Source organism: Streptomyces lydicus, from assembly GCF_001729485.1.
In the GTDB taxonomy this organism is placed as follows: domain Bacteria; phylum Actinomycetota; class Actinomycetes; order Streptomycetales; family Streptomycetaceae; genus Streptomyces; species Streptomyces lydicus_D.
Window position 1 is genome coordinate 1,812,320 of sequence record NZ_CP017157.1, and the last position, 17,867, is coordinate 1,830,186.

Annotated in this window: 17 protein-coding genes and 1 pseudogene; 8 read left to right on the forward strand and 10 right to left on the reverse strand. The window is 73.4% G+C overall.

Annotated elements, in window-relative coordinates; all coding sequences use genetic code 11:
* Positions 1-64: 64 nt before the first annotated feature.
* The 4 genes and pseudogenes from SL103_RS07815 (at position 65) to SL103_RS07830 (ending at position 5,034) form a co-directional block, all read left to right on the forward strand.
* A pseudogene (locus SL103_RS07815) lies at positions 65-1,391 on the forward strand (alkaline phosphatase D family protein).
* A gap of 146 nt (positions 1,392-1,537) precedes the next feature.
* Positions 1,538-2,854 (forward strand): multidrug effflux MFS transporter, encoded by a 1,317-nt coding sequence (locus SL103_RS07820; protein WP_069568013.1) that lies wholly within the window; start codon positions 1,538-1,540, stop codon positions 2,852-2,854.
* Between the two features lie 94 nt (positions 2,855-2,948).
* Complete coding sequence (locus SL103_RS07825) at positions 2,949-4,016, forward strand: serine hydrolase domain-containing protein (RefSeq protein WP_069568014.1); 1,068 nt, start codon at positions 2,949-2,951, stop codon at positions 4,014-4,016.
* A 31-nt stretch (positions 4,017-4,047) separates the two neighbouring features.
* Positions 4,048-5,034 (forward strand): small ribosomal subunit Rsm22 family protein, encoded by a 987-nt coding sequence (locus SL103_RS07830; protein WP_069568015.1) that lies wholly within the window; start codon positions 4,048-4,050, stop codon positions 5,032-5,034.
* Positions 5,035-5,156: 122 nt separating this feature from the next.
* On the opposite strand, the gene SL103_RS37695 is transcribed toward SL103_RS07830, so the two are convergent.
* Positions 5,157-5,333, reverse strand: coding sequence for a DUF6243 family protein (locus SL103_RS37695; RefSeq protein WP_164492771.1), 177 nt, complete (start codon positions 5,331-5,333; stop codon positions 5,157-5,159).
* Between the two features lie 156 nt (positions 5,334-5,489).
* Here SL103_RS37695 and SL103_RS07835 point away from each other — a divergent pair, with 156 nt between their 5' ends.
* Both SL103_RS07835 and SL103_RS07840 read left to right on the forward strand, forming a co-directional pair.
* The gene (locus tag SL103_RS07835; RefSeq protein ID WP_069568016.1) at positions 5,490-6,116 is read left to right on the forward strand and encodes a TetR/AcrR family transcriptional regulator; all 627 of its coding nucleotides are present in this window, start codon (positions 5,490-5,492) and stop codon (positions 6,114-6,116) included.
* Positions 6,117-6,277: 161 nt separating this feature from the next.
* The gene (locus tag SL103_RS07840) at positions 6,278-7,030 is read left to right on the forward strand and encodes a bifunctional DNA primase/polymerase (RefSeq protein ID WP_069568017.1); all 753 of its coding nucleotides are present in this window, start codon (positions 6,278-6,280) and stop codon (positions 7,028-7,030) included.
* A 109-nt stretch (positions 7,031-7,139) separates the two neighbouring features.
* Here SL103_RS07840 and SL103_RS07845 read toward each other — a convergent pair whose 3' ends face one another.
* From SL103_RS07845 to efeO, 4 genes are read right to left on the reverse strand one after another with little or no spacing between them, the layout of a single operon-like run.
* Complete coding sequence (locus SL103_RS07845; protein ID WP_244303865.1) at positions 7,140-8,015, reverse strand: hypothetical protein; 876 nt, start codon at positions 8,013-8,015, stop codon at positions 7,140-7,142.
* Positions 8,002-8,994, reverse strand: a complete 993-nt coding sequence (gene efeU / locus SL103_RS07850) for an iron uptake transporter permease EfeU (RefSeq protein ID WP_069568019.1) — start codon at positions 8,992-8,994, stop codon at positions 8,002-8,004. The genes SL103_RS07845 and efeU overlap by 14 nt, the downstream gene beginning before the upstream one ends.
* A gap of 45 nt (positions 8,995-9,039) precedes the next feature.
* Positions 9,040-10,377, reverse strand: a complete 1,338-nt coding sequence (efeB, locus tag SL103_RS07855; RefSeq protein ID WP_069568020.1) for an iron uptake transporter deferrochelatase/peroxidase subunit — start codon at positions 10,375-10,377, stop codon at positions 9,040-9,042.
* A 24-nt stretch (positions 10,378-10,401) separates the two neighbouring features.
* Positions 10,402-11,556 (reverse strand): iron uptake system protein EfeO, encoded by a 1,155-nt coding sequence (gene efeO / locus SL103_RS07860; protein WP_069568021.1) that lies wholly within the window; start codon positions 11,554-11,556, stop codon positions 10,402-10,404.
* Positions 11,557-11,867: 311 nt separating this feature from the next.
* Here efeO and SL103_RS07865 point away from each other — a divergent pair, with 311 nt between their 5' ends.
* The gene (locus SL103_RS07865) at positions 11,868-12,578 is read left to right on the forward strand and encodes a PhzF family phenazine biosynthesis protein (protein ID WP_069568022.1); all 711 of its coding nucleotides are present in this window, start codon (positions 11,868-11,870) and stop codon (positions 12,576-12,578) included.
* Positions 12,579-12,581: 3 nt separating this feature from the next.
* On the opposite strand, the gene SL103_RS07870 is transcribed toward SL103_RS07865, so the two are convergent.
* Positions 12,582-13,295, reverse strand: coding sequence for a heme oxygenase (biliverdin-producing) (locus tag SL103_RS07870; RefSeq protein ID WP_079145625.1), 714 nt, complete (start codon positions 13,293-13,295; stop codon positions 12,582-12,584).
* A gap of 212 nt (positions 13,296-13,507) precedes the next feature.
* Positions 13,508-14,365 (reverse strand): type I methionyl aminopeptidase, encoded by an 858-nt coding sequence (map, locus tag SL103_RS07875; RefSeq protein WP_033270412.1) that lies wholly within the window; start codon positions 14,363-14,365, stop codon positions 13,508-13,510.
* A 66-nt stretch (positions 14,366-14,431) separates the two neighbouring features.
* Between map and SL103_RS07880 the strand changes: the two genes are divergently transcribed.
* Positions 14,432-14,662 (forward strand): hypothetical protein, encoded by a 231-nt coding sequence (locus tag SL103_RS07880; protein WP_069568023.1) that lies wholly within the window; start codon positions 14,432-14,434, stop codon positions 14,660-14,662.
* 39 nt (positions 14,663-14,701) lie between these two features.
* Here the strand turns inward: SL103_RS07880 and SL103_RS07885 are convergent, their stop codons facing one another.
* The 3 genes from SL103_RS07885 to SL103_RS07895 all read right to left on the reverse strand — a co-directional run bounded on the left by SL103_RS07885 (position 14,702) and on the right by SL103_RS07895 (position 17,832).
* Complete coding sequence (locus SL103_RS07885; protein ID WP_079145626.1) at positions 14,702-15,967, reverse strand: MFS transporter; 1,266 nt, start codon at positions 15,965-15,967, stop codon at positions 14,702-14,704.
* A 194-nt stretch (positions 15,968-16,161) separates the two neighbouring features.
* Positions 16,162-16,791 carry a hypothetical protein gene (locus SL103_RS07890; protein ID WP_069568024.1) on the reverse strand — a complete coding sequence of 210 codons (630 nt, stop codon included), beginning with the start codon at positions 16,789-16,791 and terminating at the stop codon, positions 16,162-16,164.
* Between the two features lie 81 nt (positions 16,792-16,872).
* Positions 16,873-17,832, reverse strand: coding sequence for a dihydrodipicolinate synthase family protein (locus SL103_RS07895; RefSeq protein WP_069568025.1), 960 nt, complete (start codon positions 17,830-17,832; stop codon positions 16,873-16,875).
* Positions 17,833-17,867: the final 35 nt, after the last annotated feature.

Below are 17,867 nucleotides of genomic sequence, written 5' to 3' on the forward strand. Positions count from 1 at the left end.
ACAGCGCCGCGCCGTCCCGTACCCCTCCAATCCTTGGGGACAACCGCCGCCAGGGGAGGGCCAGATGCCGCAGACCGCAGCGTACGAGCAGGAGATCCGGGCAGCCGCCGCGCACCTCGCGCACGCGGTGCGCCCCCCGCAGGCAGGCGCCGCGCACGTCGGCCGCCGGCGGTTCCTCACCGCCACCGGGGCCGCCGCCGCGCTCGCCTTCGCGACCAACCTCCCGGGCGCGGGCGCCGCGCACGCCGCCGAGATCGACGCCCGCAAGATCACCGAGAACCCCTTCACCCTCGGCGTCGCCTCCGGCGACCCTCCCCCAAGCTCTTGAGGAGCAGGGGGCACCCCCCTCCGGCTCGGTGGTGCTGTGGACCCGTCTCGCGCCGCGCCCGTACGAGCCGGGCAACGGCATGCCGGACGCCAGAGTCACCGTCCGCTGGGAAGTCGCCTACGACGAGCACTTCACGCGGCTGGCCGGCCGGGGCCGCGCCGAGGCGCACCCGGAGTTCAACCACTCCGTGCACATCGAGCCCACCGGTCTCGCCCCCGACCGCGTCTACCACTACCGCTTCCGCGCCGGCAGCTGGATCAGCCCCGTCGGCCGCACCCGCACCGCGCCCGCCCGCTCCGCCCATCTCTCCGAGCTGAAGCTCGCCGCGGTCTCCTGCCAGGCGTACCACGACGGCTACTTCACGGCGTACCGGCACCTGGCGCAGGAGGACCTCGACGTCGTCTTCCACCTCGGCGACTACCTCTACGAGTACCCGGTCGGCGCGCACGGCGGTGCCCGCAACCACACCGACCGCACGCTGCCCGCGCTGTTCAACCGCGAGACGGTCACGCTGGACGACTACCGGCTGCGCTACGCCCTCTACAAGTCCGACCCGGACCTCCAGGCCGCGCACGCCGCGCACCCCTTCATCGTCACCTGGGACGACCACGAGGTGGAGAACAACCCCGGCTACCAGGTCAGCATGGACGCCTGGGACGGCTACCCGGCCTCCCGCGAGCGGGTCCTGGCGGGCGCGGAGGCCGCCGGTGTGGACAACCTCGTGGTGCTGACCGGCGATGTGCACGTGCACTACGGCTTCGACATCAAGCGGGACTTCACGGACCCCGGCTCGCGCACCGCGGGCGTGGAGTTCGTCACCACCTCGATCAGCAGCGGGAAGAACGGCGCGGACAAGCCCGCCAACTGGGAGACCTACCTCGCCGCCAACCCGCACATGAAGTTCTACAACGGCCGCCGCGGCTATCTGACCGTCACCCTGGACGGGACGACCGCCCGCGGCGACTACCGCACGGTGTCCGCCGTCACCACCCCCGGGGCGCCGGTGCGCACCGCCGCCTCCTTCGTCACCGAGGCCGGCGACCCGGGCCTCAAGCCCGCCTGATCCAGGGGCCGTCCCCCCCGCCGGGACCTGGGGACCGGGCCCGGCGGGACGTATGTCCTAGGTCCAATGGAGGGCTCGGGGAACGGCTGGAAACCGCCCCGTGCATGACACCATGGTGCAGCCATCACCGACCCATGGAGACGCTCATGACGGAGCCCGGGACCCGCGCCGCCGACAACGCGGACCTGCCCGAGATACCCGGGCGGGACGCGGCACCGGGTGCACCGGCCGCACCCGGCGCAGGGCCGTCGTCCCGCCGCACCGGCCTCCTGGTCACCCTCGTCCTCGGTGGCCTCACGGCCGTCCCGCCGCTCTCCATGGACATGTACCTGCCGGCCCTGCCGCAGGTCACCGCCGTACTGCACAGCCCGGCGGCCACCGTCCAGCTGACCCTGACCACCTGCCTGGCCGGGATGGCACTGGGCCAGATGATCGTCGGGCCGATGAGCGACAAGTGGGGGCGCCGCCGTCCGCTGCTGGCCGGCATGGTGATCTACGTCCTGGCCACCGCCCTGTGCGCGCTCGCCACCGACGCCGAAGTCCTCATCGCCTTCCGCCTGCTGCAGGGCCTGGCGGGCGCCGCCGGCATCGTCATCGCCCGGGCGGTGGTGCGCGACCTCTACGACGGCGTCGCGATGGCCCGCTTCTTCTCCACGCTCATGCTGATCTCCGGCGTGGCCCCGGTCGTCGCCCCGCTCATCGGCGGCCAGATCCTCCAGATCACCGACTGGCGGGGCGTGTTCGTCGTGCTGACCGCCGTCGGCGTGGCCCTCACCGCCCTGGTCTGGCGCACCCTGGACGAGACCCTGCCGCCCGCGCGGCGGCACCCCGGCGGCCTGGGCGAGGCGCTGCGCACCATGCGCGAACTGCTCGCCGACCGGGTCTTCTCCGGCTACCTCCTCGTCGGCGCGTTCGCCTTCGCCGCCCTCTTCGCCTACATCTCGGCCTCCCCGTTCGTCATCCAGGAGATCTACGGCGCCTCCCCGCAGGTCTTCAGCCTGCTCTTCGGCATCAACTCCGTCGGCCTGGTCGCGGTCGGCCAGCTCAACGGCAAGGTGCTGGTCGGCCGGGTCGGCCTGGACAAGGTGCTGGGCACCGGCCTGGCCGTGACCGCGCTGGCGGCCACCGCGCTGCTGCTGATGGGCTCCGGCCTCTTCGGGCACGTCGGGCTGGTCCCCATGGCCGCCGGCCTCTTCGTCCTGATGGCCTCCATGGGCCTGATCATGCCGAGCACCAACACCCTGGCCCTGCTGCGCACCCCGCACGCGGCCGGTTCCGCCTCGGCGCTGCTGGGCACCTCGACGTTCCTCCTGGGCTCGGTGGCCTCCCCGCTGGTGGGCGTCGCGGGGGAGCGGACCGCCGTACCGATGGCCCTCGTCCAGCTGTCCTGCGCCGTTTTGGCGCTCGTGAGCTTCCTGGGACTGTGCCGCCCGTGGCAGCGTAGGAAGGAGAGCACCCCGTAGGGGTACCGCGGAGGGAGGCCCGACCCTGAGCGCACCGAGACTCACCCACGGCACGCCGACCCGGGCGGGGCTGGACCCCGCCTGGGTGGAGCGGATGGTGCGCGGCGTGTGCGCGCTGCCCGAGGGCCGGCCGTCGTGGTGCCCGGGCGTGGTGGTGCTGGCGGGACGCGGCCCGGTCGTGGTCGCCGAGGCCGCCGCCGGCTGGGCCCACCGCTACCGGGCGTACGACCCCGACCAGGACCGCGGCCTCGATCTGCCGCGCGACCTGTGGGAGCCGATGCGGGTCGGCACCGTCTTCGACCTCGCCTCGCTCAGCAAGCTCTTCACCGCCGTCGTCGCGATCCAGCAGGTCGAACGCGGCCGGCTGGTCCTCAACGACCCGGTCCGGGCCCACCTGCCGGCCTTCGCCCCGGGCATCACCGTCCGGCAGCTGCTCACCCACACCTCCGGCCTCGCCCCCGAGCTGCCGTTCTACGCCCACGAGGGGCGCGGCGCCCAGCTGGAGCTGCTGTGGCGGGAGACCGCCGCCCCCACCGGCCGCCCCGACACCAGCTACCTCTACTCCGACCTCAATCTGATCTGCCTCCAGCTGATCCTGGAGCAGCTCACCGGGCGCCGCCTGGACGCGCTGGTCCGCGAGGGCATCACCGGCCCGCTGGGCATGTCCAGCACCTGCTACGGCCCGCTGGCGCCGCACGGGGTGGCGGCCACGGAGGACCAGCGGCGCCCCTGGGCCAAGGTGGACCGGGGGATGCTCCGCGGCGAGGTGCACGACGAGAACGCCTGGGCACTGGGCGGGGTGGCCGGCCACGCGGGCCTCTTCTCCACCGCCCAGGACCTGGCCGTGCTCTGCCGCACGCTGCTCAACGGCGGCGCCTACGGCACCGCCCGGATCCTCGGCGCCGGCGCGGTCGCCGCGCTGCTCGATCCGCCCGGCCTCGGATTCGGCATCGACCAGCCGTATTTCATGGGGGAGTTGGCGGGCCACGGCGCCGCCGGGCACACCGGTTTCACCGGCACCAGCCTGCTCCTGGACCGCGCCACCGACACCTTCCTGATCCTGCTCGCCAACACCGTCCACCCGCGCCGCCGCACCGGCGGCAGCGCCCCGCGCGCCGCGGCCGCCACCCGGCTGGCCAGAGCGGTGGTCCGGGGCGCCTGAGCGGCCCGCGCGGCGCCGTAGAATTCCTCCAATGCACGAGGAACTGCGCGCCGCACTGGCCGGCCTGCTCGACGGCCTGCCGCCCAAGCAGGCCGCGCAGGCCGTCGACCGCCTGATCGCCAACTACCGGGGCCGCACCCCCACCGACGCCCCGGTGCTGCGCGACCGCGCGGACGTGGCCGCGTACGCCGCCTACCGCATGCCGGCCACCTTCGAAGCCGTACGGGCCGCCCTCGCCGCCTTCGCCGACCGCGTCCCCGACTGGTCCCCGGCCACCCACGTCGACATCGGCGGCGGCACCGGCGCCGCCACCTGGGCCACCGCCGCCACCTGGCAGGGCCACCACAGCACCGTCCTGGACTGGGCCCAGCCCGCCCTCGACCTCGGCGCGGAACTGGCCGACGGCATCCTCCCCGGCACCGACTGGCAACGCCGCACCCTCGGCGAAGGGCTGACCCTGCCCGCCGGCACGGACCTGGTCACCGTCTCCTACGTGCTCGGCGAGCTGCGCCCCGAGGACCGCCGCGCCGTCGTCGCCGCGGCCGCCACCGCCACCGCCGTCGTCCTCGTCGAACCCGGCACCCCCGACGGCTACCTCCGCATCCGCGAGGCCCGCACCCAGCTCACCGAGGCCGGCCTGCGCATCGTCGCGCCCTGCCCGCACAGCGGCACCTGCCCGATCGTCCCGCTTGTCGGGGGGGTGGGGGCACCCCCAGCGGTAGCTGGGGGAGACTGGTGCCACTTCGCCGCCCGGGTCAGCCGCTCCTCCCTGCACCGCCAGGTCAAGGGCGGCTCCCTGCCGTACGAGGACGAGAAGTTCAGCTACGTGGCCGCCACCACCCTCGACGCCACACCCGCCGCCGCCCGCATCGTCCGCAGGCCGCAGCTCCGCAAGGGCCAGGTCCTGCTGGACCTGTGCACGACGACGGACGGGCTGCAGCGGGAGACGGTCACCAAGCGCCACGGCGCCGCGTACAAGGCGGCCCGCGACGCCGCCTGGGGCGACGACTGGTCCTGACCGGCCCGGCGGCGGGGCTCAGCACTCCGCGCGGGCCCGCGATCCGGCCCGCACTCAGGAGAATCGTCCGCCGTGCGGAGCCCTCGCGCCCGCACCGGTAGCCGTTCGGGTGGCCCCGGGGCTCACTCCCCGCGCGCCCGCTCCTGGAATCTGCGCAGCAGCTCACTCCGCTGCGCCTCCTGCCCGGCGCGCTCCCGGCCGCCGCGGCCGGCGCTCCCGCCGCCGCGCAGCGCACCGCGCGACAGCTTGCTCCGGGTGCCGCCGACGCCCAGCATGCCGCCCGCGTTTCCCTTGCTCATGGGGTCCCCTCTCCTCGCCGCCGAACGGGGTCTCCATCGGACGGGAGACCCACTGAACGAGACGGACCGTCTCGTTCTCACGCGCTCCACTATCCACGAGACGCAACGTCTCGTCAAGACGATACGTCTCGCCTCCTTCTCGCTAGACTCCGCGCCATGGTCAGCAAACCCGCCCCGGACTCTCCCCCTGGCTCCGCCGGGGGGACCCCCACCCGCCGCAGCGAACGCTCCCGCCGCGCGATCTTCGACGCCGCCCTCGCGCTCGTCGGCGAGGTCGGCTACGACAAGCTCACGATCGAAGGCATCGCCTCCCGGGCCGGGGTCGGCAAGCAGACGATCTACCGCTGGTGGCCCTCCAAGGCCGCCGTCCTCCTGGACGCGTTCACCGCCGACAGCGACGAGGACTACGCCGAGGGCCTGCCGGACACCGGCGACCTGGCCGCGGACCTGAAGTTCGTGCTGCGGGCGACCGCCGACGAGTTCAACGACCCGGCCTTCCAGGCCCCCTATCGCGCCCTCGCGGTGGCCGGCGCCAACGACGAGGAGGTCTCCCGCGCCTTCGTCGGCCGGCTGCTGGAGCCCGGCATCCGCGTCTACGTCGAACGGCTGCGCGCGGCGCAGGAGGCCGGCGAGGTCGCCGCCGACGTCGATGTGCGGGTGGCCGCCGAGATGGTGCTGAGTCCCTTCTCACAGCGCTGGCTGATGCGCACCGGCCCGCTGACCCACGAATTCGTCGACACCCTGGTCGACCAGGTACTGCGTGGTCTGCGGCCCCGCGGCTGAGTCGGCCCGGCGGGCCGGGGCGGGGCGGTGGCCTGTCGGCGATGAGGTGAATTGCCGGTATTGGTACCCCCTTCGTTCACCCCGGATCTCCACACCGGTCACCCGGGGCGCAGGATGGTGGCAGCATTGATCCCAGACCACCGCTCGAAGTGAGGGGATAGATGGAACGCAAGAGCAGGTTCTCCCAGTGGCTGCGCCGGCCGAAGAGCGGATCGGACGGGCGCGATACGGACACGGGATCAGCGGCTGCCCGCAGCCGCGAGGACCTGCTGCTGGCCGCGGCCGGAGCGGGCTTCCCCATCGCCCCGGCGGCCCACCCCTCCGGCTACGGCTGTTCCTGTGAACGCATCGGCTGTCCCACGCCCGGCCGGCATCCCGTCTCCTTCGGCTGGCAGACCGTCGCCACCACCGACCGCGACAAGGTCGCCGCCTGGATCCGCACCCTCCCGCAGGCCAACTTCATCACCGCCACCGGCATCGCCCACGACGTGCTCGACGTCCCCGTCGAGGCCGGCCGCAGCGCCCTGGAACGGCTGGAGGCCGCGGGCATCGAGGTCGGGCCGATCACGCTCAGCGGCGCCGGCTTCGGCGACGGCCGGATGCTGTTCTTCACGGCCACCCGCGGCACCCCCGACGACGAGGACGAGTGGTGGCCCTGCGAGCTGGACTGCCACCCCGAGACCCTCGACGAGCACCCGGGCCTGCGCTGGCACTGCCGCGGCAGCTACGTCCTGCTGCCCCCCTCGACCCTCCCCGGCGACCAGCCCGCGGTGACCTGGCTGCGCGGCCCCGAGCTGCCGCTGCCGGACCCGCTGACGCTGCTGGAGTCGCTCACCGACGCCTGCGCCGCGTTCCACGACCGCACCGACCGCGAGCCGTACCACGAGACGGCGGCCTGGCCGATCGGCCGCTGACGTACGCCGCGCGCGGCGCCACGCGCACAGCACGAAGGGGCCGTCGGATCCGTCCGACGGCCCCTTCGCCCTTGCTGCAATGTCCTGCGCCCACCGCGCCGCCGGGGACCTACTGCGCCCGCACCGACGTGATCCGCTCGCTGCGGTTCAGCATCCGGATTTTGCCGCCGGCCTCCTCGGCCGGAACCTTCACCGCCTGCCCCGAGACCGTGGTGAACGTCAGCCGGTTGGAACCCTTCGGCGACCCCTCCACGATGCCCTGCAGGTTCGCCGGCACGGTGATCTTCGCGCCCTCGAACCACGTCTTCTGCGTGTGGTAGACGGTCGAGAAGAACACCAGCGCCCCGCCGTCCGCCGTGCGCAGCGCGACCGGCGGGTAGTCCGAGGGCTGGTCCTCCCACTGGAGGCGGGCACCGACCTGGGTCGCCTGCTTCGCGCGCAGCTCCCGCAGCTTGTCGGTGTTCCTGCCGGGGGCGAAGGCGTCGCCCTTGCCGGTGTTGAGGTAGTCCGCGTAGGTCCGGCTCAGCTTGCCCGGGGAGACCGCCAGGCCCGATCCGCCGCCGGACGGCACCGCCTCGGCGTAGCCGTCCGCGTCCGTCTTCAGCTCCGGCGCCTTGTTGCCCTCGAAGGTGGCGAAGTACACCGCACGCCACTTCTCGTCGATGCCGTTGCGGCTGAACACCAGGAACCACCGGCTCGGTGAACCGTCGGGGCCCTTGCGGTTGCTGAGCGCGTCCGCGACGAAGTACTTCGGCCAGCCCGCCTGCTTGGGCACCGTGAAGTGCGCGTCCTTGAACGCCAGCGCGGGGAAGGCGGGGTTGCCCTGCGGCCGCAGCGCGTGCGCCGCCTTCACGCCCGCCTGGTCGATGGCGAGCAGCGCGCCCCCCTCGAAGGAGGGGTTCAGCGCCGGGTCGAGCTGACGGTTGGCCTTGTTGTAGCCGTCGGTGAAGTGCGCGAGCGCCTTGGCGCCCTCAGCCTTCCCCACCGCCGGCAGCATCTCCCTCTCGCCGTGCACCGTCATGCACCCGCTCAGTATCACCAGCGCCGTCGCTGCCGACGTCAGTGCTGCGGGCACCCGGAACGGCGACCTGCGTGTCATGGGGCTCGGGCTCCTTCGGGGCGACCGGGGCGGACTGGGCGGCCGCCGGGGTGGCACGATTCGGCGCAACCCTACCGGGGGCGAAGAAGAACGACAGCGTGGGGACCAGATACAGAGCCCACACCGTGACCTGGAGGACGGTCGGGTCCGGCTGGAAGTTGAAGATGCCCTTGAGGAGGGTGCCGTACCAACTGTCCGCCGGGATCTGCGCGCTGATGTCGAACGCCTGCGAGCCGAGCCCCGGCAGGATGTCCGCCTCCTGGAGGTCGTGGAAGCCGTACGCCAGCACGCCCGCCGCGACCACCACCAGCATGGCGCCGGTCCAGGTGAAGAACTTCGCCAGGTTGATCCGCACCGCGCCGCGGTAGAACAGCCAGCCCAGCACGACGGCCGTCAGCAGCCCCAGCAGCGCCCCGACCAGCGGCCGTACGCCGTCGTTCGCGGACTGCGCGGCGGTCCAGATGAACAGCGCGGTCTCCAGGCCCTCCCGGCCGACCGACAGGAACGCGGTGATCACCAGCGCCACGGTGCCCATCTGCAGCGCCGCGTCCAGCTTGCCGTGCAGCTCCTTCTTCAGATGCCGCGCGGTGCGCCGCATCCAGAAGACCATCCACGTCACCAGGCCCACCGCGATGATCGACAGCGAACCGCCGAGCGCCTCCTGCGCCTTGAACGTCAGCGTCTCCGAGCCGAACTGGAGCGCCGCACCGAACGCGAACGACAGCACCACCGCGAGGGTGATGCCGAGCCAGACCGGGCGCAACGCCTCCCGCCTGCCGGTCTTGACCAGATAGGCGATCAGGATGCATACGACGAGGCTGGCTTCCAGGCCCTCGCGCAGACCGATCAGGTAGTTGCCGAACACGCCGGTCCCTTCCCTTCGTTGAACTTCATCGCCGCGTCGGCGGTGTCAGGCGAACAGCTGCCGGCCCCACCAGTCGTCCGCCTTCCGGACGCCCGGCGGGACCGCGAAGACCGCTGAACCCACGTGCTGGATGTACTCGTTGAGCGCGTCGTTGGCCGCCAGCCGCCGCTGGAGCGGGACGAAGCCCTCGCGGACGTCGCGCTGGTAGGCGAGGAAGAACAGCCCCGCGTCCAGCCGCCCCAGGCCGTCCGTACCGTCGGTGAAGGAGTAGCCGCGGCGCAGGATGCGTATGCCGCCGTTGGTGTCCGGGTGCGCCAGGCGGACGTGCGCGGTCGGCAGCATCGACTTCAGATGCGGTTCGTCGCGCTCGTTCTTCCGGCCGACCGGGGCGCCCTCGCCCTTGTCGCGGCCGAAGACGTCCTCCTGCTCCTTGAGCGAGGTGCGGTCCCAGGTCTCGATGTGCATCCGGATCCGGCGGGCGACGAGGTAGGAGCCGCCGGCCATCCAGCCGGCCTTGCCCTTCTCGTCCTTCTCGCCGACCCACACGTGCTTGTCCAGCGCGGCGGTGTCGGTGCCCGCGATGTTCCGGGTGCCGTCCTTGAAGCCCAGCATGTTGCGCGGCGTCTGGGCGTCCGGTGTCGTCGAGGACGTCTTGCCGAAGCCGAGCTGCGACCAGCGGATGGCGATCTTGCCCATGCCGATCCGGGCCAGGTTGCGGATCGCGTGCACCGCCACCTGCGGGTCGTCCGCGCACGCCTGGATGCACAGATCGCCGCCGCTGCGCGTCTTGTCGAGGTTGTCGCCGGGGAACTGCGGCAGGTCGATCAGCGCCTCGGGCCGCCGGTCCTTGAGCCCGAACCGGTCCTTGCCGTCCTTCTCGAACAGCGTCGGTCCGACGCCGAAGGTGAGGGTGAGCCGGGACGGCGGCAGGCCGAGCGCCTCGCCGGTGTCGTCCGGCGGGGCCTCCGCCAGTCCACCGACCGCGCCGTCGCCGACCGCGTCGCCGGCCGTCATCCGCGCCGCCGCCTTCGTCCACTCCTTGAGCAGCGCGATCAGCTCGTCGCGGTCGTCGGTGGTGACGTCGAACGCGGCGAAGTGCAGCCGGTCCTGGACGGCGCTGGCGATGCCCGCCTGGTGCGCGCCGTGGAAGGTGATGGCGGCGCCCGTGGTGGCGTCCGCGCCGGCCGGCTGCGCGTCGCTGCCGGTGCGCAGCGCCGCCGCCGTACCGCCGGCCGCGACCGCGCCGAGCGCCAGCCCGGCCCCGCCCCAGCCGATCAGCGAACGCCGGGACGGTGCCCGCCCGTCGGCCGCCCGGGTGCCCTCGGCGGCCTTCTCGTCGCCGGTGGTGGCGTCCGCGCTCGTCCTGCCGTCGTCGTGCGTCATCTTGACCCCTTGGCTCGCGTCGGACTACTTGCCGGTGGCCACGGCGGCGGCCAGCTTGGACAGCGGCTCCGCCAGCGCGTTGACGCCGTCGGACAGCTCCTTGCGCTCGCTCTTGGAGACCGTGTCGTACGAGGCGAACCCGTCGGCGGACTTGTCGTCGCGGTGCTTGTCGAGCTGCGCGTGGATCGCCGTGAACTGCTTGTCCAGCTCCTTGGCCAGCGCCGGCTCGTTCTTGGCGGCGACCGGCTTCAGCAGCTCGTACGCCTTCTCGGCGCCCTCGACGTTGCCCTGGAAGTCGATCAGGTCGGTGTGGCTGTAGCGCTCTTCCTCACCGGTGACCTTGCCGGTGGCCACCTCGTCGAGCAGCTCCTTGGCGCCGTTGGCCATGCTGGTCGGGGTGATCTCGGCCTTGCCGACCCGCTTCTGCCAGTCCTTGAGGTCGGTCATCAGCTGGTCGGCGAGCTTCTTGTCGTCCCCGGAGATCTTCTTGGTCTCCCACAGGGACTTCTCCAGCTTGTGCCAGCCGGTCCACTTCTGGCCCGGCTCCAGCCCGTCGGCCCGCACGTCGACCTTGGGGTCGATGTCGCCGAAGGACTCCGCCACCGGCTCGGTGCGCTCCCAGCCGACCCGGGAGAGCGCGTACGCCTTCTTCGCCGCGTCCAGGTCGCCGGACTTGACCGCGTCGGCGAACTTCTGCGCCTTCGGGATCGTCTGGTCGGCCTGCTCCTGCACGTACTCGCGGTAGGCGGCGACCGCGGCGTCCAGCTTCGGGTCGCGCTTGGCGGTACCGGCCGCCTTGCCGCTGGCGGTCACCTTCTGCCGGATGCCGTCGCCCTTCATGCCCGGCTTGCAGGCGATCTCGTACGCACCGGCCTTGACCTCGGCGGTGATCTCCGCGCTGGTGCCGGGCCCGATGTTCTCCCGCTCGGTCACGATCCGGTCGCCCGGGGCGTAGACGTACACCTCGGTGACCTTGGAGCCCTTGTTCTGCACCGCGAAGCGGACGTGCCCGGCGGGGAACTCCTTGGTGGAGAGCTCACAGCTGGAGTCGGTCGCGGTCACCTCGACGGTCCCCTTGCCGCCCCCTTTGCCGTCGTTCTTCGCGGCGCAGCCGGCGACGGCGGTGACGGCAGCCGCCGCGGCGACGGCGGCGACGGCGGAGGAGCGGAGGGCTCGCATACGGGGCTCCAAGCGGGCTCGGATGTACGGAAACGACGTACGGAACAATAGACAGGGGTCAGGGACGCCACTAAGGCGGCCCTAACTTATCTGAGGCTTACCTACTTCTGGCCACTCTGTCCAGTGATCCCGCTCTCATGCACAACGGCCCGATCACGGATCGGCCCGCACCGGGTCACGGAACCGTCACGCGCCGGTCAAGGTAAGGGCCGCCGCCGTCCACCGGTCATGACCTGCACGTTTCCCGCACCTGCGACCCTCTCGCGTACATCTGCCGACCGGCCCGCCGGCCCCTGCTGTTCAATGGCGCGATGACCGACATCGAGGTGCTCCGGGTGTTCTGCGGGCCGGACGGGTCCGCGGGTAACGCGCTGGGCGTCGTACGCGACGGCGCGGCGGTCCCGGGCGACGCCGAGCGGGCCGCGCTCGCCGCCCGACTCGGCTTCAGCGAAACGGTGTTCCTCGACGACGCCGCGCGCGGCACCGTCGACATCCGCACCCCGAGCGTCCGGCTCCCGTTCGCCGGCCATCCGCTGGTCGGCCTGGCCTGGCTGCTGCGGAGCCTGGGGCGGCCGCCGCGCGTCCTGCGCCCGCCGGCAGGCGAGGTCGAGGTCCGCTTCGAGGGCGACGTCACCTGGGTGCGCGGCCGCGCGGAGTGGGTGTCGTCGCGCCGGACCGCGCAATACGCCTCGCCGGCCGAGGTCGACGCGCTGCCCGCGCCGCCGCCGGGGGAGGGGTGGCTCTACGCCTGGGCGTGGCGGGACGAGGCCGCGGGCGTGGTGCGTGCGCGGGGGTTCCCGCGCCGCATTGAGGAGCGCGGCGTCAGCCGCTCCGGTGGGGCCGGTGCGCGCACCGGGGGGATCGTCGAGGACGAGGCCACCGGCGCCGCCGCCGTGCTGCTGACCCATCAGCTGGGCCGGCCCCTGGACATCCGCCAGGGCGCCGGCTCGCAGCTCCTCACCCGGCCGTACCCGGACGGCACCGTGGAGGTCGGCGGCCGGGTGCGGCACGAGGCGCGGTAGGGCCTACGCGCTCAGCGGGAACTGCTCGCCCAGCTCCCGGAAGACGGCGGTGTTGAGCCGGAAGGCGAGCTTGCACTCGTCGACGACCCGTTGCTTCTCCAGGTCGTCCAGCGGCAGGGCGTCCAGCAGGGCGCGGTACGCGCGCTTGAAGGCGGCCGGGTTGGCGATGTCCTCGAAGACGTAGAACCGCACCCCGTCGCCCTTGCGGGCGAAGCCCCAGGTCTTCTCGGCCGTGCCGCGGATCAGCTGGCCGCCGGAGAGGTCGCCGAGGTAGCGGGTGTAGTGGTGGGCGACATAGCCGGCCGGCCAGTCGCGGGCGCAGGCGGTGACCCGGTCCGCGTACGCGGCGGTGGCCGGCAGCGGCTCCAGCCCGTCGCGCCAGGACGGGCCGCCCAGGTGTGCGAGGTCGCGCTCCAGCTCGGCGGTGCGGGCCAGCTCCGGGTGGAGGAAGGGACCGGCGACCGGATCCCCGGCGAGCGCCCCGGAGGCGCCCTCCAGCGCGCGGTAGAGGAACCACAGCTGTTCGGTGTAGCAGCGGTACGCCGTCACCCCGAGCCTGCCGCCGAGGAGGTCGCTCATGAACGGGGCGTGCTCGGCCTCGGTGTGCTGCTCGTGCGACGCGGTGCGGATGACCGTGGAGAACGGCGTCGCGGGCGCGGGCGTGGGGGACGGGGCGCCGGACGAGTGGCGCGGGCCGGTCGGGCTGGACGCTGCCAAGACGGACCTCCGGGGCCGTGGGGCGCGGCCGGGAACGGGGACCGCGGGGGTCCCGCCGGGCCGCCCGGCACCTGACCGGTGCCCGGGTCAACCTTTCCCGACGTCCTGTCGGTAAACCAGCCTACGCCTGTTCCCGACACCCTGTCGGTAAGAGTTCCGGCCACGGACCGGCACCGGCGGGGCCCGCCGCGGCAGACCCCGCCGGCCGCGCGTCAGGGGAGGGTGAGGATCTCCGCCCCGGTGTCCGTGACCACCAGCGTGTGCTCGAACTGCGCGGTCCGCTTGCGGTCCTTGGTGACCACCGTCCAGCCGTCCTGCCACATGTCGTACTCGTGCGTGCCCAGCGTCAGCATCGGCTCGATGGTGAAGGTCATGCCGGGCTTGATGTCGGTGGTGTGGTGCGGGCTGTCGTAGTGCGGAACGATCAGGCCGGAGTGGAAGGACGAGTTGATGCCGTGACCGGTGAAGTCGCGGACCACGCCGTAGCCGAAGCGCTTGGCGTAGGACTCGATCACCCGGCCGATGATGTTGATCTGCCGGCCCGGCTTGACCGCCTTGATCGCGCGGTTCAGCGCCTCCTGCGTGCGCTCGACCAGCAGCCGGGACTCCTCGTCCACCTCGCCGCACAGGTACGTGGCGTTGTTGTCGCCGTGCACGCCGTGGATGTACGCGGTCACGTCCAGGTTCACGATGTCGCCGTCCTTGAGGACGGTCGAGTCCGGGATGCCGTGGCAGATGACCTCGTTGAGCGAGGAGCACAGCGACTTGGGGAAGCCCCGGTAGCCGAGCGTGGACGGGTAGGCGCCGTGGTCGCACATGAACTCGTGGGCGACCCGGTCCAGTTCGTCGGTCGTCACCCCGGGCTGGATGTGCTTGGCGGCCTCCGCCATCGCCTGCGCGGCGATCCGGCCGGCGATCCGCATCTTCTCGATCGTTTCGGCGTCCTGCACCTCGGGCCCCGTATAGGGCGTGGGCGCGTCCTTCCCGACGTACTCGGGGCGCCGGATCGAGGCGGGGACGGGGCGGGTGGGGGAGATCTTCCCCGGGACAAGAAGCGACTGGCCAGACATGCCAGCGAGTGTATCCGCGGGCCGTCGGGCAGGATGAGGGTCACGGAAGACCCACAGGAGGCGGCGATGGCGCTGTTCAAGAGACGGACGGTCGGTAAGCCCGGCGAGTGGTACTACTGCCTCAAGCACAAGAAGGTCGAGGACGGCCCCGAGTGCCGGGCCGCCGACCGCTTCGGCCCCTACGCCACCCGCGAGGAGGCCGCGCACGCCATGGACACCGCGCGGGAGCGGAACGTGGAGTGGGAGACCGACCCCAAGTGGCACGACGCGGGCAGGAACGGCCCCGACGAGGACTGACCCGCCGGCCCCGCCCCCGCCGGCCGGAACCGGCGCGGGTCAGGCGACGGCCGGGGTCGCGCCGGGATCCTGCGGCGCGCTGCCGTCGCGGTCCCCGCGCCCGCTCCCGGCGGCCCGCCGCTCCCGCATCCGCCGGGCGTGCTCATCCGTCCGGGAGTCGTACGCCATCAGCTTCGGCAGGCCCAGCGCCAGCAGCGCCACCCCCGCGAAGCACAGCAGCCCGCCCGCCGACACCGCCGCCCGCACACCCGTCAGCGCCGCCATGCCGCCGACCCTGACCTGGCCCAGCTGCGGGCCCGCCGCGTACGACAGCAGCTCGATGCCGGCCAGCCGGCCGCGCAGCTCGTCCGGGATGGTCTGGTTCCACAGCGCCGAGCGGAAGATGCCGCTGATCATGTCGCAGGCGCCGGCCAGCGTCAGGCACAGCAGCACCAGCCAGACGTCGTGCAGCAGTCCGGCGGCGGTGATCGCCAGCCCCCACCCGGCGGCGGCCAGGGCGATCGCCCGGCCCTGCCGGTGCACCCGCGACGTCCAGCCGCCGGTCAGGCTCACCACCAGGGAGCCGGCCGGCAGCGTCGCGTACATCAGCCCCAGCGCCCAGGGCGCGTGCAGGTCGTCGGCGAGGAACGGGAAGACCGCCAGGGGGAAGGCGAACAGCATCGCGGTGAGGTCGATCGCGTACGTGCCCAGCAGCTCCTTGCGGCTCCACGCGTAGCGCGCGCCCTCGGCGATCCCGCGCAGCGACGGCTTGCCCGCCTCGTGCGCGGCGGGCTGCGGCGCGAGCCGCACCGTGAGCAGCGCGGAGATCCCGTAGGTGGCCGCGTCGATGGCGTACGCCCAGGTCGGACCGGCGTACGCGAGCAGGCCGCCGGCCAGCGCCGGGCCCGCCACGGCCCCGATCTGCCGGCGCAGCGCGTTGAGCGCGGCGGCCGCGGCGAGCTGGTCGTGCGGGACGATCCGCGGCACGATCGCGTCCAGCGCCGGCCGCTGCAGACCGGTCAGCGCGCTGGACACCGCCGCGGTCGCGTACAGCGGCCACACCAGGGGGTGCGGCAGCAGGCTGTTCAGGAGCAGCACCACGGAGACGGCGCCGAGCGCGGCCTCCGTCCACAGGATCAGCCGGCGGCGGTCCATGGCGTCCGCCAGCGCACCGCCGTACAGACCGAAGACGATCAGCGGGACGAGTTCCACCGCGCCCAGCGCACCGACCGCGAGCGTGGAGCCGGTCAGCTCCTTGAGTTGCAGCGGCAGCGCCACGAAGGTCAGGAAGCTGCCGAAGACGGTGAGCGCGCCCGCGCACCACATCAGCCGGAAGTCGGGCGAGGAGCGCCAGGGAGCCGGGTCCGGCAGCAGGGCGCGCAGGCGTCGTCGCGCGGACCGCCGGGGAGTGGGGGATGGGGGGTCGTCCGAGGTCACGGTGGACCATCGTCCGCCCGGGCGCGGGCCGGCGCAAAGGATTTACCACCCGGCCGGCCGGGCCCGCCGAGCCGGGGACCCGCTCACCAGCGCGGTGGCGGCGGGGCGGTCAACTGGTCGGCGAGGCGGGCCAGTCGGTCGCGGAAACGGCGCCGCCGGCGGGGCGCGGGCAGGCTGTTCTCGCCGGCCGCCGCGCTCACCAGGTGCTGGACGGTGTCGAGATCGAGGTCCTGGGTGCCCCCGGCGGCGCCCTCGGGCGGGCCCGGCGGGGCGGCGAGCGCGTCATGGGCGAGGGCGTGCAGATCCCGGTCGCCGCCGTCCAGAGCGAGCACCGTCGCGCCGTTGCGCCGGGCGTCGTGCACCCGCTCCAGCAGCCCGGCACCGGGCTGCCCCGGCGTGACGACCAGCAGCGTCTCGCCGCGCCCGGCCGCCGCCAATCGCCCGAGCCCCACCGCGAGATGGGCCGGCGCGCCGCCGGGGACGCGGTGGCGCACCAGCGTCGGCGACAGCTCCGGCAGCCCCGACCAGGCGGCCTCGTCGTCCAGATGGGCGGCCAGGTGCCAGGGCTCGTAGCCGGCGCTGCCGACCAGCAGCAGCCCGCCGCCGTGCGCGGCCACGGCGGTACGCAGCGACCCGGCGAACCGCCGGGTGTCCTGGATCCACTCGGTCCCGGCGAGCACCTCACGCAGCAGCGCGACCCGTACGGCATCCATGCCGGCATCCTTCCGCGCGCACGGGGCGCCCGGTTGCGCCTTCAACGGCGTTCACCCGTACGGGACGTGCCCCGGCACCCGTCAGCGGACCGGCGGCAGGCCCGCGGCGGTGAGCCGACGTCCTACCTCCCGGACCGACTCCTCGCTCAGCGGGCGCTGGGGGAAGGCGGTGGTGCCCCGGGCGAGCACGCCGAGCAGGTGCAGGGCGGCCTTGAAGGACCCCAGCGCGGAGGAGCTGCGGCCCATCTCGGACTCCGGGCCGGCGTCGGTGATCGCGAAGAGTGCGACCAGCCGCTCCTGTTCGGCGGCCGCGCGCTCCCAGTCGCCGGCCAGTGCGGCGTCGTAGAGGCGCACGTAGCCGGCCGGGTCGACGTTGCCGAGGCCCGGGACGACACCGTCGGCACCCGCCAACAGGGCCGCGTCCACGGTCAGTTCGGAGCCGGTGAGGACCGAGAAGCCGGGCGCGGGGCCGGTGCGGCGGCCGGTGCGGCCGCCGAGCCGTACGAGCAGCCGGCGCAGCCCGCCCTCGTCGCCGCTGCTGTCCTTGAGTCCGGCGAGGGTGCCGTCCGCGGCCAGTTCGGCCACCAGGGACGGCGGCAGCGCGGTGTGGACGGCCATCGGGATGTCGTAGGCGAAGAGCGGGAGGCCGACGGTGGACCGCAGCCGGCGGAAGTGGTCGGCGATCTCCCGGGGGTGGGTGCGGGTGTAGAAGGGCGCGGTGCTGACCAGGGCGTCGGCGCCGAGGTCGGCGGCGGTGCGGGCGTGGTCGAGGACGCGCGGGGTGGTGGTGTCGATGGCGCCGGCGAGCACCGGGACCCGGCCGCCGGCGGCCTTGACGACGGTTTCCAGGGCGGTGGCGCGCTGGTCGTCGGTGAGGTAGGCGACCTCGCTGGTGGAGCCGAGCGCGAACAGGCCGTGCACGCCGCCGTCGAGGAGGTGGCCGACCAGGCGGGTCAGCGAATCGGTGTCGACCTCGCCCCGCGGGCCGAGCGGGGTGCAGACCGGTGGGATGACGCCGTGGAGGGGGGTGGGCAGTGCCATGACGGGCTCCGGGGTCTCCGATGTCGGATGTGGGA